At 34.5% G+C, this 23,180-nt stretch carries 24 protein-coding genes; 16 read left to right on the forward strand and 8 right to left on the reverse strand.

The annotated features are described in order from the left end of the window. The first annotated feature begins 4 nt into the window (after positions 1-4). The 13 genes from BW926_RS05645 (at position 5) to BW926_RS05705 (ending at position 12,101) form a co-directional block, all read left to right on the forward strand. Positions 5-1,264, forward strand: coding sequence for an O-antigen ligase family protein (locus BW926_RS05645; RefSeq protein ID WP_076445021.1), 1,260 nt, complete (start codon positions 5-7; stop codon positions 1,262-1,264). Continuing rightward, complete coding sequence (wecB, locus tag BW926_RS05650; RefSeq protein ID WP_076445023.1) at positions 1,212-2,348, forward strand: non-hydrolyzing UDP-N-acetylglucosamine 2-epimerase; 1,137 nt, start codon at positions 1,212-1,214, stop codon at positions 2,346-2,348. The genes BW926_RS05645 and wecB overlap by 53 nt, the downstream gene beginning before the upstream one ends. A 4-nt stretch (positions 2,349-2,352) precedes the next feature. Further along, on the forward strand, positions 2,353-3,567 hold the full coding sequence (locus BW926_RS05655; protein ID WP_076445025.1) for a glycosyltransferase family 4 protein: 1,215 nt from the start codon (positions 2,353-2,355) through the stop codon (positions 3,565-3,567). An 8-nt stretch (positions 3,568-3,575) separates the two neighbouring features. Continuing rightward, positions 3,576-4,187 (forward strand): sugar transferase, encoded by a 612-nt coding sequence (locus BW926_RS05660; protein ID WP_076445027.1) that lies wholly within the window; start codon positions 3,576-3,578, stop codon positions 4,185-4,187. After that, positions 4,180-5,148 carry an ATP-grasp domain-containing protein gene (locus BW926_RS05665; RefSeq protein WP_076445029.1) on the forward strand — a complete coding sequence of 323 codons (969 nt, stop codon included), beginning with the start codon at positions 4,180-4,182 and terminating at the stop codon, positions 5,146-5,148. The genes BW926_RS05660 and BW926_RS05665 overlap by 8 nt, the downstream gene beginning before the upstream one ends. Continuing rightward, positions 5,138-5,779, forward strand: coding sequence for an HAD family hydrolase (locus BW926_RS05670; RefSeq protein ID WP_076445031.1), 642 nt, complete (start codon positions 5,138-5,140; stop codon positions 5,777-5,779). The genes BW926_RS05665 and BW926_RS05670 overlap by 11 nt, the downstream gene beginning before the upstream one ends. Positions 5,780-5,818: 39 nt before the next feature. Continuing rightward, on the forward strand, positions 5,819-6,955 hold the full coding sequence (locus tag BW926_RS05675; protein WP_076445033.1) for an aminotransferase class I/II-fold pyridoxal phosphate-dependent enzyme: 1,137 nt from the start codon (positions 5,819-5,821) through the stop codon (positions 6,953-6,955). A gap of 11 nt (positions 6,956-6,966) precedes the next feature. Then, complete coding sequence (locus tag BW926_RS05680) at positions 6,967-7,539, forward strand: sugar transferase (protein WP_076445035.1); 573 nt, start codon at positions 6,967-6,969, stop codon at positions 7,537-7,539. A 40-nt stretch (positions 7,540-7,579) separates the two neighbouring features. After that, positions 7,580-8,125 carry a dTDP-4-dehydrorhamnose 3,5-epimerase gene (gene rfbC / locus BW926_RS05685; RefSeq protein ID WP_076445037.1) on the forward strand — a complete coding sequence of 182 codons (546 nt, stop codon included), beginning with the start codon at positions 7,580-7,582 and terminating at the stop codon, positions 8,123-8,125. A gap of 97 nt (positions 8,126-8,222) precedes the next feature. Beyond that, complete coding sequence (gene rimO, locus BW926_RS05690; protein ID WP_076445039.1) at positions 8,223-9,524, forward strand: 30S ribosomal protein S12 methylthiotransferase RimO; 1,302 nt, start codon at positions 8,223-8,225, stop codon at positions 9,522-9,524. A gap of 393 nt (positions 9,525-9,917) precedes the next feature. Then, entirely contained in the window at positions 9,918-10,598 is a 681-nt protein-coding gene (locus BW926_RS05695) for a hypothetical protein (protein WP_076445041.1), read from the forward strand. Positions 10,599-10,876: 278 nt separating this feature from the next. Then, entirely contained in the window at positions 10,877-11,359 is a 483-nt protein-coding gene (locus BW926_RS05700) for a hypothetical protein (RefSeq protein WP_228403404.1), read from the forward strand. Positions 11,360-11,729: 370 nt separating this feature from the next. After that, positions 11,730-12,101, forward strand: coding sequence for a septal ring lytic transglycosylase RlpA family protein (locus BW926_RS05705; protein ID WP_076445045.1), 372 nt, complete (start codon positions 11,730-11,732; stop codon positions 12,099-12,101). Positions 12,102-12,158: 57 nt separating this feature from the next. Here the strand turns inward: BW926_RS05705 and BW926_RS05710 are convergent, their stop codons facing one another. From BW926_RS05710 to hemB, 5 genes are all read right to left on the reverse strand, one after another. Further along, positions 12,159-12,923 carry an exodeoxyribonuclease III gene (locus BW926_RS05710; RefSeq protein WP_076445047.1) on the reverse strand — a complete coding sequence of 255 codons (765 nt, stop codon included), beginning with the start codon at positions 12,921-12,923 and terminating at the stop codon, positions 12,159-12,161. 84 nt (positions 12,924-13,007) lie between these two features. Next, positions 13,008-14,552, reverse strand: a complete 1,545-nt coding sequence (locus BW926_RS05715) for a T9SS response regulator signal transducer PorX (protein WP_076445049.1) — start codon at positions 14,550-14,552, stop codon at positions 13,008-13,010. 224 nt (positions 14,553-14,776) lie between these two features. After that, complete coding sequence (locus tag BW926_RS05720) at positions 14,777-15,334, reverse strand: thioredoxin family protein (protein WP_083672272.1); 558 nt, start codon at positions 15,332-15,334, stop codon at positions 14,777-14,779. A gap of 17 nt (positions 15,335-15,351) precedes the next feature. Further along, complete coding sequence (locus tag BW926_RS05725) at positions 15,352-16,377, reverse strand: YncE family protein (protein ID WP_076445053.1); 1,026 nt, start codon at positions 16,375-16,377, stop codon at positions 15,352-15,354. A 262-nt stretch (positions 16,378-16,639) separates the two neighbouring features. Next, entirely contained in the window at positions 16,640-17,629 is a 990-nt protein-coding gene (gene hemB / locus BW926_RS05730) for a porphobilinogen synthase (RefSeq protein WP_076445055.1), read from the reverse strand. A gap of 121 nt (positions 17,630-17,750) precedes the next feature. Here hemB and BW926_RS05735 point away from each other — a divergent pair, with 121 nt between their 5' ends. The 3 genes from BW926_RS05735 to BW926_RS05745 all read left to right on the forward strand — a co-directional run bounded on the left by BW926_RS05735 (position 17,751) and on the right by BW926_RS05745 (position 20,431). Continuing rightward, on the forward strand, positions 17,751-18,101 hold the full coding sequence (locus tag BW926_RS05735; RefSeq protein WP_076445057.1) for a T9SS type A sorting domain-containing protein: 351 nt from the start codon (positions 17,751-17,753) through the stop codon (positions 18,099-18,101). Positions 18,102-18,206: 105 nt separating this feature from the next. Beyond that, positions 18,207-19,118 (forward strand): ABC transporter ATP-binding protein, encoded by a 912-nt coding sequence (locus tag BW926_RS05740; protein WP_076445059.1) that lies wholly within the window; start codon positions 18,207-18,209, stop codon positions 19,116-19,118. A gap of 2 nt (positions 19,119-19,120) precedes the next feature. Further along, the gene (locus BW926_RS05745; RefSeq protein WP_076445061.1) at positions 19,121-20,431 is read left to right on the forward strand and encodes an ABC transporter permease; all 1,311 of its coding nucleotides are present in this window, start codon (positions 19,121-19,123) and stop codon (positions 20,429-20,431) included. A 78-nt stretch (positions 20,432-20,509) separates the two neighbouring features. Here the strand turns inward: BW926_RS05745 and BW926_RS05750 are convergent, their stop codons facing one another. The 3 genes from BW926_RS05750 to BW926_RS05760 form a co-directional block, all read right to left on the reverse strand. Further along, positions 20,510-21,181 carry a porin family protein gene (locus BW926_RS05750; protein WP_076445063.1) on the reverse strand — a complete coding sequence of 224 codons (672 nt, stop codon included), beginning with the start codon at positions 21,179-21,181 and terminating at the stop codon, positions 20,510-20,512. A 21-nt stretch (positions 21,182-21,202) separates the two neighbouring features. Then, positions 21,203-22,075 carry a succinate--CoA ligase subunit alpha gene (sucD, locus tag BW926_RS05755; protein WP_076445065.1) on the reverse strand — a complete coding sequence of 291 codons (873 nt, stop codon included), beginning with the start codon at positions 22,073-22,075 and terminating at the stop codon, positions 21,203-21,205. A gap of 86 nt (positions 22,076-22,161) precedes the next feature. Next, positions 22,162-23,064, reverse strand: coding sequence for a UDP-3-O-(3-hydroxymyristoyl)glucosamine N-acyltransferase (locus tag BW926_RS05760; protein ID WP_076445067.1), 903 nt, complete (start codon positions 23,062-23,064; stop codon positions 22,162-22,164). Positions 23,065-23,180 lie beyond the last annotated feature (116 nt).

A 23,180-nucleotide genomic window follows, 5' to 3' on the forward strand; every position in this document is an offset into this window, starting at 1 on the left:
CCGGATGGAAAGAACAAGCCATTTAAAGCCGTCAATAATAAAAGATCAGGAAACGTATTTTCTGATCATGGTTTTATTTGGTTATATTCTTGCGTATATAGATCCTTTTTCATCCAAAGGATTTCCCTGGTATATCAATTTTTTAATCAGGGGCGGAATCTTTTTACTTTCAATATATTTTATAGTAAAGAATTTTCATATTGTTCAAAAAAGAAAAACAGTCATTATTGTATTTGCTTTGTTTTTCTCTTTTTATTTATTTAAACTTTATAAGACGATTCCCAGTTTTACCGTTCCTCCGGAAGTTTTTACCGGATTGAAGAATTCTATTTATTACTATGGGTTTATGGTGATCCCTTTACCGGTAATCGCTATTTTGAGCTTAAATTATCAAGAAATAGATTTTAAAAAGTTTTTCAGGATTATTTTTTTCGGACTTCTTATTATTTTCGGAATTAATTTTCTTTACACCCATTTTGTATTCGAATCGTACAGAAGCAACGGGAGAAGTGGTATTTTCCGGTCTTATTATATTCTGGTTGGGCATTATGGGTTGAGCCTGGTGATCATGTCATTATATGGCTATTTATTTTTAAAAGCTAAAGGATATTTTTACGCATTGGGGATTTTACTGGGATCTTTTGCCATCTTCGTTTCTGCTGCCAGAAGTCCTGTTTTGGCACTTTTTGTTATTCTCTTTGTCTTTTTGATCGCGATTAATAATAGAAAATATTGGCTCTGCTTTTTGGGAGCGGTTGTGTTGGCTTTTGTTGGGCTTTTTGTTATTTATCGAACCGGAATTGGTGAAAATTCTATTTTTTTTGAGAGGTTAAATGGGGCTATTTTCGAAAGAAATGCTTCCGGAAGATCATCATTTTTTAGCAGGGGAATAGAAATATTTCTCAATCATCCGCTGTTCGGAGGGAATGCATTATTTGAAGACGGTATGTATTCTCACAATATTTTTGTTGATATATTAATGTCAACAGGAATATTCGGTATAGCTCTGTTTATAATTTATTTTAAATTTGTAGTTCAGAGTTTTATTAAAATTTTGAAACATATTTATAAGTATAAAGAAAGCGGGGTTGTGATCTTCTTTTTCTTGCAATATTTTATTTTGGCTCAGACATCGGGAAATCTTTACTTATCATTTGAGTTTTGGTATTTTGGTGCGGCAGTTATAGGCTTAGGGTATATAAATTTTACAAATGAAGAAATTAAAAGTAATGACAGTCGTGGGAACACGACCGGAGATTATTAGACTATCAAGGGTATTATCGGCTTTGGATGCTTCTGAGGCTGTTGAGCATATCATCGTTCATACAGGACAAAATTATGATTATGAACTTAATCAGATTTTTTTCGAAGATTTAGGTCTTCGCAAACCGGATTATTTTTTAGAAGCCGCCGGAAAAACGGCTACGGAAACGGTGGGAAATATTTTAATTAAAATAGATCCGCTTCTGGAAGAATTAATGCCGGATGCTTTCCTTGTTTTGGGTGATACCAATTCTTGCCTTTGTGCAATTCCCGCGAAAAAAAGACAAATCCCGATTTTCCATATGGAAGCCGGAAACAGGTGTTTCGATCAGAGAGTTCCTGAAGAAACCAACAGAAAAATTGTAGATCATACCTCAGATATCAATTTAACCTATTCGGATATTGCAAGGGAATATCTGTTGAGAGAAGGGCTTCCTGCAGACAGAATTATTAAAACAGGTTCTCCCATGTTCGAAGTTCTCAACCATTATCTTCCCCAAATTGGAAGCTCCGATGTCTTGACCCGTCTAAATCTTGAAGAAGGAAAATATTTCGTTGTATCCTCTCACAGAGAAGAAAATATTAATTCTGAGAAAAATTTTAACGGATTAATAGAAAGCCTTAATGCAATTGCTGAAAAATTTGGTTTCCCAATTATAGTTTCTACCCATCCGAGAACCAGAAATATGATCGACAAAATGAAGGTGGAGGTAAGACCTGAAATTCAGTTTCTAAAACCTCTAGGGTTCCATGATTATAATGCTTTGCAGATGAGAAGTTACGCCGTTCTGTCGGATTCGGGAACCATTTCTGAAGAATCTTCAATTTTAAATTTCAGAGCCCTGAATATCAGAGATGCCCACGAAAGACCTGAGGCAATGGAAGAGGCATCTGTTATGATGGTTGGTTTATCTCCCGAAAGAATTTTACAGGGGTTGGTTCAGCTTCAGCAGCAAAAAACGGGAAAGGAAAGAAATTACAGACCGGTTTCAGATTATTCGATGCCGAATGTTTCTGAAAAAATGGTGAGAATCATTTTGAGTTATACGGATTATGTTAACAGGGTAGTTTGGAGTAAGAAATAATATAATGAACGTACTGTTTCTTACTTTAGTGAAAATTGATACTTTACAACAACGGGGTATCTATCATGATTTGATGCGCGAGTTCTCTGCTCATGGGCATAATCTTTATATTGTATCACCATTAGAAAGAAGGGAGAATAAAAAAACCTGCATTAAAACAGAGGGAAATACAAAATTCCTGAATGTAAAAACCTTAAATATCCTGAAAACCAATTTTATTGAAAAAGGAATTTCTACATTATCAATAGAAAAATTATTCTTAAGAGCGATAAAAAAGTATTTTTCTGATGTAAAATTTGATTTGGTTATCTATTCTACACCACCCATTACTTTTACAAATCTTATTAAGTTTATCAAAAAAAGAGATAACGCAAAAACATATTTGTTGTTAAAAGATATTTTTCCTCAAAATGCTGTAGATATGCAGTTTATGTCCGAAAAAGGAATTTTTTATAAATATTTCAGGAATAAAGAAAAGGAACTTTACAATATTTCGGATAAGATTGGATGTATGTCAAAAGCCAATGTTGATTTTGTTTTGAGGCACAATTCCTATATTCCAAAAGAAAAAGTAGAGATCAATCCAAATTCGATTCAAATACAAGGTTTTGAAGAAATATCCTGTGAAGATAAAAATCAAATTAAATCTAAATATAATATTCCGACAGATAAAAAAATATTTATCTACGGTGGAAATCTTGGAAAACCACAGGGTATAGATTTTCTCATTAAAACTTTAAATGCGGAAAAAGAAAATAAAAAAGGATTTTTCGTCATTGTCGGAGCTGGAACGGAATTTGAAAAAATTAAGGATTGGATTGATAAGGTAAATCCTCAAAACGTATTATTAATTTCATTTTTACCTAAAAATGATTACGATCTTTTAGTACGGGTTTGTGATGTAGGATTAATATTTTTGCATAAAGATTTTACGATTCCGAATTATCCTTCAAGATTGTTATCATATCTTGAGTACAAAATTCCTGTAATTGCGGCTACAGATAAAAATACAGATATAGGAGAGGATATTGTAAACAATAATTGTGGGGCAGCAGTTTGTTCAGATGATATAGAATCTATGATGAAAACCGTAAATTTGTTCGCTGAAATGGATAAAGCTGAATTTGAGAAAATGAGACAGAATAGTTGGGATTTTTTAGAAAGGGAATTTCAGGCTTATATGTCTTATGAAAAAATAATGAAATCGTTGAACGAATAAAAAACCAGGTGTACAGAAATTTCTTCAAAAGAATTACGGATTTTTTAGTGTCAATAATCGGACTGCTGATGCTAAGTCCTATTTTTCTATTGGTCATGATATGTTTATTTTTTGCCAACCAGGGTAAACCTTTTTTCTTTCAAAAAAGACCGGGAAAACATGGCGAGATTTTTAGTATCATAAAATTCAAAACCATGAATGATAAGAAAGATAAAAATGGAAATCTCTTATCAGATGCTGAAAGATTGACACCTGTTGGTATTTTTGTGAGAAAAACTTCTTTAGATGAAATTCCGCAATTGATCAATGTAATAAAAGGTGATATGTCACTCATCGGGCCGAGGCCTCTTTTGGTGCAATATTTACCCATTTACAATAATCATCAGGCAAGACGACATGAAGTAAGACCGGGAATTACAGGATGGGCACAAGTAAATGGAAGAAATGCTATCTCATGGAAACAAAAATTTGATTATGATGTTTGGTACGTGGATAATATCTCTTTTTTACTCGATATAAAAATTATTTTTCTCACCATAAAAAAAGTGTTTATCCGAGAAGGAATTTCCCAGGAAGGTCAGGCTACAATGGAATTTTTTACCAACAACGAAAATGAATAATATACTAATAACTTCCGCTGGGCAAAGGGTTTCTTTGGTTCGTGCATTTCAAAAGGAAATAAAAAAGATTGATGAGAATGGTAAAGTTTTCACGGTAGATCTTAATCCGGTTTTAGCGCCTGCTTGTCATGTTTCAGATGGATACAAACAAATTAACAGAGTTACAGAATCAAATTATATTGCTAATCTGCTAGAGATTTGTAAAAGTTGGAATATTAAAATCATAATTCCTACTATCGATACAGAACTTCTTATTTTAGCAAAACATAAATCTTTCTTTCTGGAAAATGGGATTATTCCTATTATTTCTTCAGAAAATTTTATTGAAAAATGCAGGGATAAAAGGATCATCAACAAATTTTTCAAAGAAAAAAATATAGAAATTCCAAAGCAATTCGATAAGGATAATATGTCGTTTCCTTTATTTATAAAACCTTACGACGGATCCTTAAGTAAAGATATATTTTTAATAAAAGAACCTTCGGAACTTACTGATTATCATATGCAAAATCCTAAACTTATGTTTATGGAGTATATAGATCAGACTATTTACGATGAATACACGGTGGATACTTATTATGATAAGAAGGGAGAGTTGAAATGCGTGGTTCCAAGAAAACGTATTTTTGTAAGGGCTGGTGAAGTAAATAAAGGGGTAACGCAGAAAAACGAGATAGAAAATTATGTAAGACAAAATATTCCCCAGATTGATGGCGCGGTAGGCTGTCTTACGATGCAGTTCTTTTTTCATCCGGGAAATAAAAGAATTATTGCCATAGAAATAAACCCTCGCTTTGGTGGAGGTTATCCTTTAAGTTATCTTGCGGGAGCAAATTATCCGGGATGGATTTTAAAAGAATATTTATTGGGTGAACATATTTCTTATTTTGATGGCTGGGAGAATAATTTATTAATGCTTCGTTATGATGATGAGGTTTTAATTCATAATTATGAAGGGTAAATATATTATATTTGATCTGGATGATACGCTCATGTATGAAATTGAGTATCTGGAATCGGCATATCATGAAATTGCAGAATTATTGGATATTCAAAATAAGGAAATGCTTTATCAGGATATGATCAATTGGTATCATGATAGAAAAGATGTTTTCGGAATTTTGGAAGGGAAATATTTACATGCAAAGATTGATTTATTGGATATTTACCGAAATCATTTTCCTAAAATTAAAATTGCGGAAGAAGTAAAATTTGTTTTAGATTATATTATAGGGAAGTCCTATAAATTAGGATTAATCACAGACGGAAGGTCAGTAACTCAAAGAAATAAATTACGGGCTTTGGATATTGAAGACCTTTTTGATAAGATTATTATTTCTGAAGAATTCGGAAGTTCAAAGCCGGATTTTAAAAATTATGAAGGATTCATGGGCACAGAAGATCTCGATTATTTTTATATCGGTGATAATACAAAAAAAGATTTCATAGCACCTAATAGCTTAGGCTGGATTACCATCGCATTGAAAGATACAGGAAAAAACATCCACAAACAGGATTTTGATTGGTCAGAACAACACAGACCACAAATAATAGTAAATAATATTAAAGAAATCATTAGTTATATAAACTAAGTATTTTTAAGTTTTGATTTTATAAAAAATATACACACAATGTCACAAAAAATCTGGTTATCATCTCCACATATGGGAGGGAATGAACTAAAGTATATCAATGAAGCTTTCGCTGAGAATTGGGTGGCTCCTTTAGGGCCGAATGTAAATGGTTTTGAAGAAGACCTTGAAAAATTTTTAGGAGAAAATACCAAGATTGCTGCCTTATCAGCTGGAACTGCGGCTCTGCATTTAGCCTTAATTCAGTGTGGAGTACAGTATGGAGATGAAGTGATTTGTCAGTCGATGACGTTTTCTGCATCAGCAAATCCGATCGCTTATTGCGGTGCAAGTCCAGTTTTTATAGACAGCGAACCGGAAACATGGAATATGTGTCCCGTAGCTCTTAGAAATGCTATTGAAGACAGAATCCGAAATGGGAAAAAGCCAAAAGCCATCATTGTAGTTCATCTTTACGGGATGCCTGCAAAAATGGATGAGATCGTTTCTATTGCAAAAGAATTTGATATTGAACTGATTGAAGATGCTGCAGAAGCATTAGGATCTACATATAAAGGTCAGGCTTGCGGAACTTTCGGACGTTTTGGAATTTTAAGTTTTAATGGAAATAAAATTATTACTACTTCCGGAGGCGGGGCCTTGGTTTGTCATTCTCAGGAAGATAAGGATAAAATCGTTTTTCTTTCTACTCAGGCAAGAGATAATGCACCTCATTATCAGCATTCTCATATTGGGTTTAATTACAGAATGAGTAATATTGTGGCCGGAATTGGCAGAGGGCAGATGGAAGTTCTGAAAAACAGAGTGGAAGCCCGCCGTTCTATGCACGATTTTTATGTGGATTTATTTAAAAGTATTGATGGAGTGACTGTATTTTCCGAGCCATCTTCAGATTTTTATTCTAATCATTGGCTTTCTGCAATTATAATAGAAACTTCTGTCACACGTAAAACAAGAGAAGCACTTAGACTGGCTTTATTGGAAGATAACATAGAATCTCGGCCGTTGTGGAAACCGATGCATCTACAGCCAATTTTTGAAAATGCACCGTATTATGGGACAAATGTTTCGGAAAAACTTTTTAATGACGGGCTTTGTCTCCCTTCCGGATCAAATCTTACGGAAGAAGAAAAGGTGAGAATCGCTAAAGTGATCAACAACTTTTTTAGCAATTAATTCTGGAATAAATGAATCAATACAGGTATTGGAAGGTTATTTTCGATTGTTTTTTTGCAGCAGTTCTTATCATTCTGTTTTTACCGTTATTGATTATATTATTTATTGTAGCAAGTGTAGACACCCGATCCAATGGTATTTTTTGTCAAAAGAGAATCGGACAATATGGAAAGCTGTTTATTATTTATAAATTTAAAACCATTCGGGATAAAGATGAATATTGTTCCAAAACCGGATCGGTATTAAGAAAATATAAACTTGACGAATTGCCACAATTATTTAATATCATAAAATGCGAAATGAGCTTTGTAGGTCCCAGGCCTGATATTGAAGGGTATTACGACAAACTTCAGGGTGACGACAGAAAAGTTTTAGAACTAAAACCCGGAATCACTTCAGAAGCAAGCATTAAATACAGTAATGAAGAAACAATATTAAAAACCCAGAACGAACCGTTGTTTTATAATGATGAGGTTCTATTTCCGGATAAGGTTAAAATGAATTTAATATATCTGGAAAATATGTCTTTGTCAAATGATATTAAAATCCTCGCAAAAACTATAATTAAAATATTCATAAAATAAGATTAAACTATTTAATTTATTTTTGCTCATTATTTAGATTATGAAAATAAAAGAAACCCCACTTAAAGACTGTTACATAATAGAGCCCACCATCTTTGAAGACGACAGAGGTTATTTTTTTGAAAAATTTAATGAAAAGAAATTCGAAGAACTTACCGGGATGAACGGGCACTTCGTTCAGGATAATATTTCAAAGTCTTCTTATGGAGTTCTTCGAGGGCTTCATTTACAGAAAGGTGAGCATGCACAGGCAAAATTGGTTTCCTGTCTGGAAGGCAAGGTTTGGGATGTAGCAGTGGATTTAAGGGAAGATTCTCCTACTTTCGGGCAATGGTTTGGAATAGAGCTTACAGAAGAGAATAAATTACAACTGTACATTCCAAGAGGATTCGGACATGGTTTTTCGGTATTGAGTGAAACAGCTGTTTTTGCTTATAAATGCGACAATTTTTACAATAAAGAATCGGAGGGAAGTGTAAAATACAACGCTCCGGAACTAAATATCGACTGGAAAATTGAAGACAAAGATGCCGTTCTTTCTGAAAAAGATCAGAATGCACCGAGTTTTAAGGAAAAGAATTTTTAATTCATCATATTGGAAGCCACTTTATTAAAGGTGGTTTTTATTTTTTAACCCAAGACTCTTCAATATTTTGTATCTTTGCAAACTCAAAATCAAAAAGATGCGCACAAAATCTGTAGGTAAGAAGAAAATTAATGTTGTAACGCTTGGATGCTCCAAGAACGTATATGATTCTGAAGTCTTGATGAGCCAGCTGAAAGCCAACGGTAAAGAGGTTGTTCATGAAGACAAGGGAGATATTGTGGTCATCAATACTTGCGGATTTATTGATAATGCAAAGGAAGAATCCATCAACACCATTTTGGATTATGTAGAAGCAAAAAACAGAGGTGAAGTTGAAAAAGTTTTTGTGACAGGTTGTCTTTCAGAAAGATATAAGCCAGATTTAATAAAAGAAATTCCGGATGTGGATCAATATTTTGGGACAAGAGATCTTCCGATTTTGTTGAAGCATTTAGGTGCAGATTATAAGCATGAGCTGGTAGGAGAAAGAATGACAACCACTCCGAAGCATTACGCTTATTTAAAGATTTCCGAAGGTTGCGACAGACCTTGCTCTTTCTGTGCAATTCCTTTAATGAGAGGAGGACACGTTTCCACGCCGATTGAAAAACTGGTTACCGAAGCACAAAAATTAGCAAAAAAAGGAACTAAAGAATTAATTTTAATTGCTCAGGATCTTACGTATTACGGACTGGATATTTACAAGAAACGTGCATTGGGAGATCTTTTGAAAGAATTGGTAAAAGTAGAAGGCATCGATTGGATTCGTCTTCATTATGCTTTCCCGAGCGGTTTCCCAGAAGATGTTCTGGATATTATCCGTGAAGAGCCGAAAGTTTGTAATTATATTGACATTCCTTTACAGCATATTAATACAGACTTATTAAAGTCAATGAAAAGGGGGACTACTCACGAAAAAACTGATGCTCTTTTAACAAAATTCAGGGAAAAAGTTCCGGATATGGCCATCAGAACAACGCTTATTGTTGGTTATCCCGGAGAAACTGAAGAAAGATTCCAACAACTGAAAGATTGGGTTAAAGAGCAAAAGTTTGACAGATTGGGTTGTTTTACCTATTCTCATGAAGAAAACACCGGAGCGTATATTTTAGAGGATGATATTCCACAAGAAGTAAAAGAAACAAGGGTAGAAGAGATAATGGAGCTTCAGTCCCAAATTTCGTGGATGAAGAATCAAGAAAAAGTTGGCAAAATATATAAATGTATTTTTGATAGAAAAGAAGGTAATTATTTTATTGGCCGAACTGAGTATGATTCTCCTGATGTAGACAATACAATTCTGGTTAATGCTGAAAACACTTATATATCTATTGGAGATTTTGCCGAGGTTAAAGTAATCTCAGCAGAAGAATTTGATCTTTATGGAGAATTGGTTTAAATTATTCCCATATTGTTGATTTTTATTTAATTTTATTATATAAAAATCATATTTTAAAGATTATTTTTAAGTGTTAATAAAATTTAACATTAATTAATTATTTTTAGCATATTTATTAATGTATTGATAATCATTGCTTTGTAGTTTTTTGTTTTTTATTTTTGAAACTTTTTGGTCTATTATTATGTAGATTGATAATAAAGTATTAACTTTGCGACATGGATAGACTATAATCAGTTTATTCATTGGATTGTAAGATATCTAATAAAATAATAAAAACTAAAGCAACAATTAAAATTTTTAGTTTAATTTAGTAACGCACAAGTTGGGAAAAATTCCCATTTGAAATATAAATATCATTGATGAAAATGTAATTTAAATCTTTAAAAACTTATGAAAAAAATTTTATTAACAGCGACTATGATAGTCGGCTTTGCGGCGGTTTCTCAGGCTCAGCAAGGGCGTGTAGGGGTTAATACAACAACTCCTGCAGCTACTTTAGATGTTGTAGCAAATACAACAGATGCTACTAGACCTGATGCGCTATTGGTCCCTCGTATGTCAAAAACTCAATTAGCAGCTAAAGATGCGGTTTATGTTGCAGCTCAAAATGGAGCTTTGGTATTTGTTACTGATGCTACTGGAACAGCAACAACAAAAACGGCAAATGTTAGTGCGCCTGGTTTTTACTATTATGATTCAGCAAACTCTGTTTGGGTTGCTGTAGGTGGTGGTGGTGCTGCTACCCCACAAAGATATGAAGTTATTAGAGGTAATGTTGCAACTGTAAATCAAGCTAACTATACAGTTCTACCGACAGATAATCTTGTTGTTACAACATTTAATGCTAATGTTAATATTACTCTGCCTACGCTTACGAATACCGTGGCTGATATTGGTCGCGTAGTTAAATTCGCAAACAACAATACAGCACCCAGTTCATTAATTTTCTTTGATGGAAGTGGAAATGGTACTGGAACAAGTACAATTCTGAAAGGTAACTTTATTGTTAATCAAAACAGAGGTATTGAATTAATTTGGACTGGAACTACTTGGTCGTCACCTCAAAAATAACCCTTTAAATTCAAAATAAGATGAAAAATATATTTAGTTTTTTAGCTATCGTAGCTTTCGGTTCTCTAATCAATGCTCAGGTAAATATTAATAACGGTTTTCAGACTAATATTAATGGTTCAAATGTAGCTTTAGATCTTAGTAGTGCTTTCAGTGATGAATCAGGTGCTGGTCCTTATATTGGTAAAGGGATTGTTATTCCAAGTGTTGATTTAGTAAATTTTCAATTTGATATTAGTTATGCAGATACTAGTACGTTACCTACTTGGTTTGATGGTATGATTGTTTACAACAGATCTACTGGTACGACTCTTACTACCGGTAATCGTTCTTCGACTGCTACTGCAGTAACCCCTGGTTACTACTATTTCTATAATCCGAATGGTAGTGCTAATGGAGCAGTACAACCAGGTGTATGGAGACCTCTAGGTAGTGATCCAAGATTTAACGTTACTACAAGCGAAACTACAACAAATACTCAGATTAATGGTGCTCCAGTATATGCTAAGAAAGGAACTTTTACAGTAAGTGGTTCTTCTACAGCTCCTACATCTTATACTCCAGCTCCTATCACAGTTCCTGCTAGTGGAACAGCTGGGATCTATAGAGTAACTGTTTACAAAGCTGGTACTGGAAGCGTTTTTGCTAACGGGGTTTATTCTTATGATATTACAAACGGTAACCTTATTACTGGTTCTCCAAGTATGTCAGTAGTTTATCCGGCAGGTACTTATGATTATGTAGTAGAATATACTAAATAAGAATTAATCTTTATAAAAACAAAAACCGATGAATTTTTCATCGGTTTTTTTATGTATTTATCTGGATATACTCTCTATTTTTTTTGAATAATATGTAAAGATTTTATAAATTGACGGATTTATATACTGCTGATTATCAATTTTTTATATCCTCAATATTGGAGAGATTATTTATAAACCGTTAATTTTGTTAACATTCATCTTTATTTTTTAACATTTTTTAACAGCATGCCGTGAAAGCCCTAATAATAGGTAGTTATAGGTTGAATTAAGATAATATTTAGTTTTTATTAACGTTTGTTAATGTTCTGACTAGGCACTTTAAAAGTTTCCTGATACATTTGCCCTGTCAAACCAATAAATATTCAAAGTGATGAAAAGATTTATTCTCGTAATCATAATGATGATTTCAACCTTTGGTATTTATTCTTTCAAGAATAATGCCACTGATGCAAAAAAAACAAGTTATGCATCTTACTACCACAATAAATTTAACGGTAGAAAAACAGCAAGCGGAGAGATTTTTGATAATTCAAAGTTTACCGCAGCAAACCGAACGCTCCCTTTCGGGACAACTATTAAGGTAACAAACCTTAATAATGGTAAAGAGGTAATAGTGAAGATAAATGACAGAGGGCCTTATCATTCTTCAAGATCTTTAGACATGTCTAAAGCTGCGTTCGACGAAATCGGAGATACCAAGAGGGGTACAATTCCGGTGGAATATGAAATTGTCGATTAAAAAATTTATGATTTAAAATTAAAAAGCCAACTGCTACAGTTGGCTTTTTGCGTGATATTATATCTCAAATTCCAGTAAGGCAGGACAGTGATCAGAATGTACCGCTTCCTTTAAAATTATTGCTCTTGAGAGTTTTTCTTTTAATGAATGTGAAGCAAAATTATAATCCAATCTCCAGCCTTTATTCTTAGCTCTTGAATTTTGTCTGTAACTCCACCAGGTATAATTATCGGGCTGGTCATTAAAGAACCTGAAACTATCGATTAATTCACATTCATTAATAAAATTGGTCATCCATTCCCTTTCCATTGGTAAAAAACCGGATACATTCTTTAGACGCACCGGGTCATGAATGTCGATAGCCTGATGACAAATATTGAAATCCCCGGAAATTGTTAAGTTGGGAATTTCTTTTTTTAAGTTTTTTATATATTCTAAAAAGTCATGGCAGAACTGCATTTTAAAATCCAGTCTTTCAATATTAGAAGCGGAAGGAACATATACGGAAATGGCAGAAAATCCATCAAAATCTGCACGAATGATTCTTCCTTCACTATCATAGCTTTCAATGCCGCAACCATATTCTACATGATTAGGCCTTATTTTTGAGGCAATCCCGACTCCACTATAGCCTTTTCTTATTGCAGAGTGCCAATAGCTATGATAGCCCAGCTTCTCAAGACTTTCGATATCTATTTGGTCGTTTCCGGCCTTGCTTTCCTGAATACAGATGACATCAGGATCTGCCGTTTTTAGCCAGCCTAAAAAATCTTTTGTGAATGCAGCCCTGATTCCGTTTACATTATAAGTGATTAATTTCATGTCTCAAAAATATTAATAAAAACGAAGCGGAAAAAATCTATAGATTTTTTCCGCTTCGTTTGGCCCAAATTTAGACTATGAAAATTATTTGGGCTCTAGAATACTTATAGGGATAATACACTCTTCTAATGAAATCCCTCCATGCTGGTAAGTTTCTTTATAATAGTTTACAAAGTGATTATAATTTTTAGGATAAGCTAAAAAGATATTGTTCTTTGCAAAAATATATTTTGAGCTTAGATTACCTTTGGGTAAAAACAGTTTTTCGGGGTTTGTGATTGCCCATACATCGCTATCGTCATAAGTTAAGCTTTTACCTGTTTTATATCTGATATTGGTTGAGGTTTCCCTGTCGCCGACTACTTTACTCGGTTTCTTTACATAAACCGTTCCGTGATCGGTGGTGATCACCAGTTTGAAGCCGTTTTCAGCAGCTATTTTAATAATCTTCATTAATGATGAGTTTTCAAACCAATTGAATGTCAGAGATCTGAAAGTTTTATCATCACGAATTAACTGATCTACAATGTGATTATCTGTTTTTGCATGAGAAAGGATATCAATAAAGTTGTAGACGATAACCAGAAGGTCATTGTTTTTATGCTGATTAAAATCATCAAAAATCTTTCTTTCAAAATCTGCATTCAAAACTTTTAAATATTTCATCGATTTTGATCCTAAGCCGATTCTTTTCATCTGATCCTCAAGGAAATCACGTTCAAATTCGTTTTTATTTCCATCTTCATTATCATTGAACCATTTATCCGGAAAGCGCTTTTCTATTTCAGACGGCATCAGACCCGCAAAGAATGAATTTCTTGCATATTGTGTGGCAGTAGGCAAAATGCTGTAATAATAATCCTCCGATATTTTATTGTAGTATTTTGTAAATAAAGGCTCTATTACTTTCCATTGGTCGTATCGAAGATTATCAACCATTAATAAAAGTACCTTTTCTTTTTCTACTTCCTGCTTTACTTTTTCTTTGAAAAGGGTATGGCTCATGATGGGCTTTTCCGTATCATGAAGCCAGTCTTCATAATTGTTTTCGACAAATTTTGCAAACTGAATGTTGGCTTCCTCTTTCTGAGTCTGAAGAAGGTCTGCAAATTCATTATCCGTTACTTTATCAAATTTGATTTCCCAATTAAGGATTTTCTTATAATACTCAGCCCAGTCCTGATATGTTCTTAAATAAGACAATTCCATAGAAAGGTTTCTAAACTCCTGCTGATATTGCAAAATAGTTTTCTGCTCAACCAGATTATCCTGCTGAAGGTTTTTCTTTAATGATAAAAGAATCTGATTGGGGTTTACGGGTTTTAAAATATAATCGGCAATCTGAGAACCGATGGCTTCTTCCATAATGTGTTCTTCTTCACTTTTGGTGACCATTACTATTTTTAAAGAATTATCTTTATCTTTAATCATAGGAATGGCTTCCAGCCCAGAAATTCCGGGCATATTTTCATCAATAAGCGTCAATGCGAATTTTTCTGAATCCATTAATTCCAAAGCCTCATTCACGTTGTTAACAGGGGTTACCTGATATCCTTTTTTTTCTAAGAAAACGATGTGAGGTTTGAGTAAATCTATTTCATCATCTATCCATAATATCTTTTCTGACATAATTTATTTTTTACATGGTTATAGTATCAAATTGCTGACCAAAGGTTTTTAAAATATCCCAATTTAGCGTGGTAAAAGGTTAAATATTAGTTAAAACCAATACTTGAAATCAACAATTAATCTGACTATGAATGTACTGCTTTTTATTTTTGAAAGAGGTTTTATCAAAAGTCATAAGTTTGAAAATAAAAACCAACTGCTATGTGCAATTGGATTAAATTGATTTACAAGATTTCCAGAATTTCTTCTACAATATCGAAGCCGTTGTTGTGATCATAATATTCATGAAGATCTTTTAAAAAATATTCTCTGGGATAATTTTCAGGATCACTTTTGAATTTTTCTAAAAGTTCTACTCCATGTTTTGTACGAGGCCCCCAATGGGTGATTAGATTACAATTGCTATCAAGAAATAACACAATAGGAACGGCCTCATTTCCGTTGGTCAGAAATAATTGCATCAGGTCAGGATTTTCGTCACGGTAAAGAATTCTTATCGGATTTTTGTCTCCGAAAAATTGCTTTATTACCGGTACCGACTGGCTACAGTCTCCGCACCATCCTTCTGCAATGATTAAAATATTTCCATTAAAATTCTTTGTGTTGAATTTTTTTCTTTGCTCAGGATCGGGATGATAATTTTTTATAACCCGTTCTGTTCTTTCAACGAAAAGCATATGTTTTGTTCCAAGCTCTTTTTCATCGTACATACCGGCTAAGTCCTGAACCCTGCTGAGATGTGACTCAAAAGAGATTCCTTTTTTCCAATAAGATTGTAACATGATTTGTGTTTTTAAAATTAATTTGTTTTTCTTTTATAATAAACAATTCCAAAAGGATTAGCTGCAGTTGTAAACGAAGCAGCATTGGATAAAGTCCCGGCTGAATTTATATTGTAAACGGAAACAGTACCTGCAGCTCCGGAATGTGTTACAAACATTTTGTCACCATGATTATTTGCCGTAATGTTATGCGGAATAGCAGCTGCTGAAGGAATGGAAGAGATCTGCTCTCCTGAAGTCGAATTAATGGAAAATAATTGATTTCCGGTAATGTTACTTACAAAAATTTTAGATTGATCCGGAGAGGCAAAAATCCCGTGTGCATTGGAGTAATCCTTCTCTAGGGTAACACTCATCGTATTAGGATTTACAACGTAAAGTTTACCGGATTGACAGGGAATATACAGATTATTGCTGTTTGAAAGATGGAATAAATGCGGTTCTTTCCCCACGCTCACTTCTCCTGTTTTTGTATAGCTGGAAAGGGAATATCTATAGACCTTATCAGCAGTTGAGCTACCCGTAAATACTGAAACAAAAGCCGTAGTGCCATCTTTGGTCAGAAATACATCATGGGGTTTCATATCTACATTAATAGTATTACTGACAGTACTTGTAGCAAGGTTGATCACAGATATTGTATTATCAATGTCATTCGTAACCCACAGCTCTTTGCCAAGCCCGTCTGCCCACATATGGAACACACCGTTTCCTATACTTATAGAATGTTCAACTTCCTGAGTTTTAGGATTAATAATATGTACTTTTTTCCCCATCCTGTCACCTATATAAAGCTTGTCATTTTGAGGAACATATACCACGTACATTGGCTCAGAATTAGGTATTGAAAGGGTTTTGGAGACACTATTATTCATAGCATCTACAAAACTTATGCTTCCTGCACCACGGTTGGTAACCACTACTTTTTCCTCAAAAGTTTCAGGTGCTATTGACATTTCGTTTTCACTGCACGAGACAGTAGCAATTAAAAAGATAGCACACGGCTTAAGCTTTAAGGGCTTGATTGAAAAATAATTTTTCATAAAAATTTGTTTTAATTCGACTTATATTTTAGTTCAGACATCCAGACAGTGGATGTTAGTTTTGCATAAAAGTCATCCCTTATAAGTAAAGTCGTGCGTATTTTGAATTCCTGACATTAAATATATGAAAAATATTTATATTTCATTTAATTATCTGTAATTCAATATGTTATTTTGTGATTCGTTTTTAATTTCAACGTAAAAAAAATAAAAAGGCCACAAAGATTTAAAATTTTTGTGGCCGAATAATTTTAGGCTTGATTTATTTATTTAAAAGCATTGCCGCTTCTTTTGCAAAATAAGTAAAGATCATATCTGCACCGGCTCTTTTAAAGCAGGTAAGACTTTCAATAATTGTTTTGTCATTATCCAGCCAGCCGTTTTGTGCGGCAGCTTTTACCATTGCATATTCACCGCTTACATTATAAACTGCTATCGGTAGATCAATCGCCTCACGAACTTTCGAAACGATATCAAGGTAGGGAAGTCCCGGTTTGATCATGATAATATCGGCACCTTCGTCAATATCTTTGAAAACTTCATTTAACGCTTCTCTCGAATTATGAAAATCCATCTGATAGGTTTTTTTATCCTTCGGAATTTCCATATTGTCTTTCGGAGCACTGTCTAATGCACTTCTAAAAGGGCCGTAAAAAGAACTGGCATATTTTGCAGCATAACTCAGAATACCCACGTCAGAAAATCCGCTTTCTTCCAAAGCCTCACGAATAACCTGGACTCTGCCGTCCATCATATCACTTGGCGCGACAATATCGGCTCCGGCTTCTGCGTGAGAAACTGACATTCTTGCTAGTGCGTCGTTGGTAGCATCATTTGCAATTTTTCCGTTTTCGATAATTCCGTCGTGACCGTAGATAGAGTAGGGGTCTAAAGCTACGTCCGGCATCACTACCATTTCGGGAACTGCATCTTTGATCGCCCTTATGGTATTTTGCATCAATCCGTTTTTGTTCCATGCTTCCTTTCCGGTGTTATCTTTCAGATCATCGGAAACTTTCATATATAAATTGACCGCCTTTACTCCCAAAGAAAATAATTCCTTACATTCTTTTATCGTCAGATCAATGCTTCTCCTGAAAATTCCCGGCATCGACAGGATAGGTTCCTCCTTATTTTCGCCCTCCATTACGAAGATCGGCATTACAAAATCATTGGTTGTAAGGGTGCATTCTCTTACAAGACTTCTCACAGACTCATTTACTCTAAGCCTTCTGTTTCTTGAATGTATCATTTTTGGAATACTTTTTGAATGAATTTTAATGCAAATTTACTATAACTTATACAAAAAACTATTGCGTAGAATTGTAGAATTATTTATTTTTGTTGTAAAATACTTGAGAAATTATTATTTGATGAAAAAACTTTTACTTTTATTTATCTTTTTAGGCACTTTTGTTGGGTTTTCCAACAATATGAAAGCTCAGATAAAAGAGCCAGCGTCCATCTCTCAGAAGTCTGATGATGGTGTGTTTGTTGCCTATCCAAATCCTGCGAAGGATTTCCTTATCATTAAGGCAAAAGATTCTAATTTAAGAATCAAAAGTGTGACTTTTTATTCAATCTTGGGTACACAGGTTGCTAATTATGCAGTGAATATGAACTCGGGGGAGATCAATATAGAAAAATTGAAACCCGGGAAATATCTCATTCGTTACATTTTGAGTGACAATACCATGAAGGTTACCCAAATCGTGAAACAATAAATTAATCCTGATAATCATCAGGATTTTTTCTTTTAGCTTAATTCTGTTTTAATAATTCCGTAACTTTCGGGACTTTATTATACTAACTAAAGTAAATACAATTTAATGCTAAAAGCTGAACATATTAGAAAGACCTATAATGCCGGTAAAAAGGTAGCTTTGGATGATTTCAGTATCCATGTCCCGAAAGGGTGTATTTATGGTCTTCTTGGCCCGAACGGAGCCGGAAAAACATCTTTTATCCGTATCATCAATCAAATTACACAGGCAGATTCCGGAGAAATCCAAATTAATGGACGTAATCTTAATCCTGATCATATCAAAGACATCGGCTATATGCCCGAGGAAAGGGGGCTGTACAAAAACATGACGGTCGGTGATCAGCTTCTGTACTTCGGTGAACTGAAAGGAATGAGTAAAAATGATGCTCTGCAGGAGGCTAAAAAATGGTTCGATAAGCTTCATATTGATCAGTGGTGGAAAAAAAAGCTGTCTGAGCTTTCAAAAGGGATGGCTCAAAAAATCCAATTTGTAGTGACTGTTCTGCACAGACCACATCTTTTGATTCTTGATGAGCCTTTTTCTGGTTTTGACCCGGTAAATGCGAATTTAATTAAAGATCAGATCATCGAGCTTAAAAATAACGGGACTACAATTATCCTTTCCACGCATAGAATGGAAAGTGTAGAGGAAATGTGTGATTATGTAGCTTTGATCAACAATTCAAAAAAGATTATAGACGGAAGGGTTTTTGATGTACGAGAAAAGTTCAAGAAAAATATTTTTGGAGTTACACTTTCTGAAATAAACGATTCTCAATTGGAAATTTTTAAAAATAAATATGAAATTTTCAATATGATATCAGAAAATAACCTGGTTTCTTTTGATCTAAAAAATGAAGCCGATCAAAACCATATTCTACTGGATTTGGTAAACGTAGGAAAAGTAAGATCGTTTGACGAAAAAATTCCCAGTATGAATGAAGTGTTTATTAATGCCGTAAGTAATCATTCTTAGTTATGAATAATATTTTTTTAATTACAAAAAGGGAATTTCTTACGCAGGTAAAGAAAAAATCCTTCATTATATTAACTCTCCTGGCTCCGATTATGCTGATTGCTTTTGGCGCAGTAATCGGATTGATGTTTAAAGCGAATGAGTCTCATAGTGTGATTGATGTGGTGGATAAGAGCGGACTTTTTAAAAATCAACTGAAATCCAATGATAAGCTGAACTATATTTTCGTTGCTGCAGCTGATGAAAAGTCTAAAATTAACAATCTGAAAGAGAATGAATCTCTTGATGGAATTCTAATTTTACCGGAACTGAAAGATCAAAATTTTGAAGACTTACAGAAGAATGCAAGGTTGGTTATCAATAGTAAAATAGCGTTTGATACGAAGCAGAAAATCATTTCGGATATCAGAGAAGTCATTAAAAAAGAAAAGATTAAGCAATTGGGAATTGCAGAAGCTCAATTGATTAATCTGGACAAAAGCTTTACCCTGAAAACCATCAATGTTTCCGAAAACAATAAAGAAGATTCTGATCTTGCCCTGGGAGTGAAAAGCGGATTGAGTATCCTACTGATGTATGTTACCTTCATGTTCATTATCATTTATGGGGTAAGGGTTATGCGCAGTGTTCTCGAGGAAAAAAATAACCGTGTAGTGGAAATTATTATTTCTTCGGTAAAGCCTTTTGAATTAATGATGGGGAAGATTTTAGGGGTAACTTTAGTTGCCTTGACGCAGTTTACGGTTTGGATTACCATGTCTGTGATAGGAGCTTTAGTCTTGAATACAGGATTTGCCTCTATACAGAAAAATATTCCGGGAGGAAATGAAGAGCTGGCCAGCAAGCTTGATATTACGCAAATCGCAACCCAGGTTTCTCATAGTTTACTCGAACTGAACTTTCCTTTGATTATCTTCGTGTTTATCGTATTTTTCCTTTTAGGATATATCTTTTACAGCTCTATTTATGCAGCAATTGGTTCTGCAGTAGATAATGAGACTGAAACGCAGCAATTCACATTATTTGCCATCCTTCCACTGATGCTTGGGATGTACGGAAGCTTTTCTCTGATGAATAATCCAGATGGTCCGCTTGGTTTCTGGTTGTCTATTATTCCGTTTACTTCTCCGGTTGCGATGATTGCAAGGATTCCGTTTGGTGTTCCGGCCTGGCAGATTGTATTGTCAATTACCTTGCTTCTGGGTACGACGATTTTCATGATTTTCGTTGCCGGGAAAATATACAGAGTAGGGATTTTAATGTACGGTAATAAGGCTACTTTAAAAGAGCTTTGGAAATGGATTAAAGGATAACATGCAGAGCAAAATGATCATATAAATAAAAAACCCGAAACTTAAGTTTCAGGTTTTTATATTTAATAAAATAAATTATTACTTAAAGATATAGCTTAAACTTAAGCTGAGAACCTGCTCAGACTTTTTCTTGTCGGATCCTTTTGGCTCATAAGTAAGTCCTGGATAGGTATTAGACAGGCCAAAATCATATCTTGCCGTAAGTTCTAATTGTCTTTTGTAGCTGTAACCAACACCTAATCCGATCGCGAAGTTGAAACCTTTAGCTTTTCCGTTCAGCTGCGGGTTTTCAGCTGTTGGCTGGAAATCCGGATCATAATAAGGTCTGGATATTGGAGCATTTTTCACCTTCTGACTTAATAAGAAATTAAATCTAGGACCAATCAAACCAAAGAATTCTGATTCAGATTCAGAGAAATAAGCTTTAAAGCTGATGGGAACACTTAAATAGTTATTGGCATAAACAGCGTCATAACCATCAGCTCCTTTAGAATCTTTGTTTTTACCAGTTTCTCCTGCACCATAGTATTGTACTTCCGGCTGAATGAAAAACTGATTTTCCGAACCTAGAGGAATCTGAGCTAAAACCCCGGCCTGAACTGAAAATCTTTTTCCTGAGGGATTGTGGGCATTTTTTACCCCTGAATAGTCGCCTCCGACACTTACACCAAATCTTGTACTCTTCAAATCTATCTGAGCGAAAGACATTGTAGAAAGTGCCATTGCGGAGGCTAATAAAAATTTTTTCATATTGTTGGTTTTTGTATTATTTTAAGCTAAAATTTTTGCTATAGTAGCACCGATGTCAGCCGGAGAATCTACAACAGTAATACCGTTTTCTCTCATAATTTCCATCTTAGCCTGAGCTGTATCTTCAGCCCCGCCTACGATAGCACCTGCGTGGCCCATTGTTCTTCCTTTAGGAGCCGTTTGCCCTGCAATGAAGCCTACAACAGGTTTTGTAGAACCGCTGGCTTTATACCATCTTGCTGCTTCAGCCTCAAGACCACCACCAATTTCACCAATCATTACAACCGCTTCTGTTTCAGGATCGTTGATAAATAGTTCCAAAGCTTCTCTTGTGGTAGTCCCGATAATTGGGTCGCCACCGATACCGATCGCTGTAGAAATACCGAAACCAGCTCTTACGACCTGATCTGCAGCTTCATAAGTAAGAGTTCCGGATTTTGAAACAATGCCTACTTTACCTTTTTTGAAAACAAAACCTGGCATAATACCAATTTTAGCTTCTTCAGAAGTAATGATTCCAGGGCAGTTCGGGCCGATTAATCTGCAATCTCTGTCAGCAATGTAAGATTTTACTTTCACCATATCCGCTACCGGAATACCTTCAGTAATACATACGATCACTTTGATCCCAGCTTCAGCAGCTTCCATAATAGCGTCAGCGGCAAATGCAGGCGGTACGAAAATAATACTTACATTAGCTCCAGCCTTTGTAACAGCATCAGCTACAGTATTGAATACAGGCTTTCCTAAGTGCTCGCTTCCTCCTTTTCCCGGAGTAACACCGCCTACAACGTTTGTTCCGTATTCGATCATCTGGCCAGCATGGAAAGTACCTTCGTTCCCTGTAAATCCTTGTACAATTACTTTAGAATCTTTGTTTACTAAAATTGACATTTTTATTATTTATTTAATTTATTAATTTTTAGTGCACACAAATTTAATTAAATTTCTTTGATTAAAGATAAATCTAAAGAATTTGTTTATTTGAGATTTCTCAGCTTTACTTCTTTTTTCAAATATGATTTGAAATCTTCTGCAAACATGCCGATGTAAGTTCCTTTTTCAAGATCCCTGTTGACTCCTGTTTTTCCTAAAAGTACAGACCCACTTTCAATTTTATTTCCTGAAGCGATACCAACCTGTCCCCATAAAGTTACTTCATCACCAATCACACAACATCCTGCGATTCCCACTTGAGAAGCAATCAGACATTTTTTACCAATAATTGTATCGTGGCCAATCTGTATTTGATTGTCTAAAACTGAGCCCTCGCCGATAATTGTAGAATCTGTAACCCCTCTGTCGATGGTACAGCCGTTTCCAATTTCTACATTGTTTTCGATTACAATGTTTCCTACCGAGATCAAGCGGTCAAAATTTCCATTTAATTTTCTGTAATAAAAAGCGTCACCACCTAAAACAGTATTCGCCTGGATGATCACATTATCACCTATCACCGTTCTGTCGCCGATTACAACATTTGGAAAAATAAGAGTGTTTTTTCCTATTTTTACATTATTTCCGATCACAGCGGAGTGGTGGATCTTTGTTCCTTCGCCAATTTCTGCATCGTGAAGCTCTTCGGTGAAATTATATATTCTCGTAAAGTGAGTATTAATTTTATTAAAATCCCTGAAAGGATCATCAGAAACCAAAAGCGCTTTTCCTTCGGGGCAATCTACTTCTTTATCAATTAGGATAATGGTAGCAGCGGAGTTTAGGGCTTTGTCATAATATTTGGGATGATTTACAAAAACTATATCTCCCGGTCTTACCATATGGATCTCGTTGGTCCCCAGTATTTTAAAGTCTTCAGGACCGACAAATTTAGCTCCGATAAGATCTGCAATAGTTTTCAGTTTTTGTGGCTGATGAAACGTCATATTTTCTAAAAATGTTTTAAATTTTCAATCGTGTTAAGGTTCCAAACTTTGTCACGGTTTGGTTTTTCAACTTCAAATTGCAGCTGGTTTGAACCTTTTACTCGCTCTGGGTAAAT

Origin of the sequence: Chryseobacterium sp. RU37D (assembly GCF_900156075.1) — a bacterium.
Lineage (GTDB): Bacteria > Bacteroidota > Bacteroidia > Flavobacteriales > Weeksellaceae > Chryseobacterium.

Coding starts and splice junctions, on each gene's coding strand:
- BW926_RS05645 (WP_076445021.1), top strand. CDS start 5: ATGGAAAGAACAAGCCATTTAAAGCCGTCAATAATAAAAGATCAGGAA.
- wecB (WP_076445023.1), top strand. CDS start 1,212: ATGAAGAAATTAAAAGTAATGACAGTCGTGGGAACACGACCGGAGATT.
- BW926_RS05655 (WP_076445025.1), top strand. CDS start 2,353: ATGAACGTACTGTTTCTTACTTTAGTGAAAATTGATACTTTACAACAA.
- BW926_RS05665 (WP_076445029.1), top strand. CDS start 4,180: ATGAATAATATACTAATAACTTCCGCTGGGCAAAGGGTTTCTTTGGTT.
- BW926_RS05670 (WP_076445031.1), top strand. CDS start 5,138: ATGAAGGGTAAATATATTATATTTGATCTGGATGATACGCTCATGTAT.
- BW926_RS05675 (WP_076445033.1), top strand. CDS start 5,819: ATGTCACAAAAAATCTGGTTATCATCTCCACATATGGGAGGGAATGAA.
- BW926_RS05680 (WP_076445035.1), top strand. CDS start 6,967: ATGAATCAATACAGGTATTGGAAGGTTATTTTCGATTGTTTTTTTGCA.
- rfbC (WP_076445037.1), top strand. CDS start 7,580: ATGAAAATAAAAGAAACCCCACTTAAAGACTGTTACATAATAGAGCCC.
- rimO (WP_076445039.1), top strand. CDS start 8,223: ATGCGCACAAAATCTGTAGGTAAGAAGAAAATTAATGTTGTAACGCTT.
- BW926_RS05695 (WP_076445041.1), top strand. CDS start 9,918: ATGAAAAAAATTTTATTAACAGCGACTATGATAGTCGGCTTTGCGGCG.
- BW926_RS05700 (WP_228403404.1), top strand. CDS start 10,877: ATGATTGTTTACAACAGATCTACTGGTACGACTCTTACTACCGGTAAT.
- BW926_RS05710 (WP_076445047.1), bottom strand. CDS start 12,923: ATGAAATTAATCACTTATAATGTAAACGGAATCAGGGCTGCATTCACA.
- BW926_RS05715 (WP_076445049.1), bottom strand. CDS start 14,552: ATGTCAGAAAAGATATTATGGATAGATGATGAAATAGATTTACTCAAA.
- BW926_RS05720 (WP_083672272.1), bottom strand. CDS start 15,334: ATGTTACAATCTTATTGGAAAAAAGGAATCTCTTTTGAGTCACATCTC.
- BW926_RS05725 (WP_076445053.1), bottom strand. CDS start 16,377: ATGAAAAATTATTTTTCAATCAAGCCCTTAAAGCTTAAGCCGTGTGCT.
- hemB (WP_076445055.1), bottom strand. CDS start 17,629: ATGATACATTCAAGAAACAGAAGGCTTAGAGTAAATGAGTCTGTGAGA.
- BW926_RS05735 (WP_076445057.1), top strand. CDS start 17,751: ATGAAAAAACTTTTACTTTTATTTATCTTTTTAGGCACTTTTGTTGGG.
- BW926_RS05740 (WP_076445059.1), top strand. CDS start 18,207: ATGCTAAAAGCTGAACATATTAGAAAGACCTATAATGCCGGTAAAAAG.
- BW926_RS05745 (WP_076445061.1), top strand. CDS start 19,121: ATGAATAATATTTTTTTAATTACAAAAAGGGAATTTCTTACGCAGGTA.
- BW926_RS05750 (WP_076445063.1), bottom strand. CDS start 21,181: ATGAAAAAATTTTTATTAGCCTCCGCAATGGCACTTTCTACAATGTCT.
- sucD (WP_076445065.1), bottom strand. CDS start 22,075: ATGTCAATTTTAGTAAACAAAGATTCTAAAGTAATTGTACAAGGATTT.
- BW926_RS05760 (WP_076445067.1), bottom strand. CDS start 23,064: ATGACGTTTCATCAGCCACAAAAACTGAAAACTATTGCAGATCTTATC.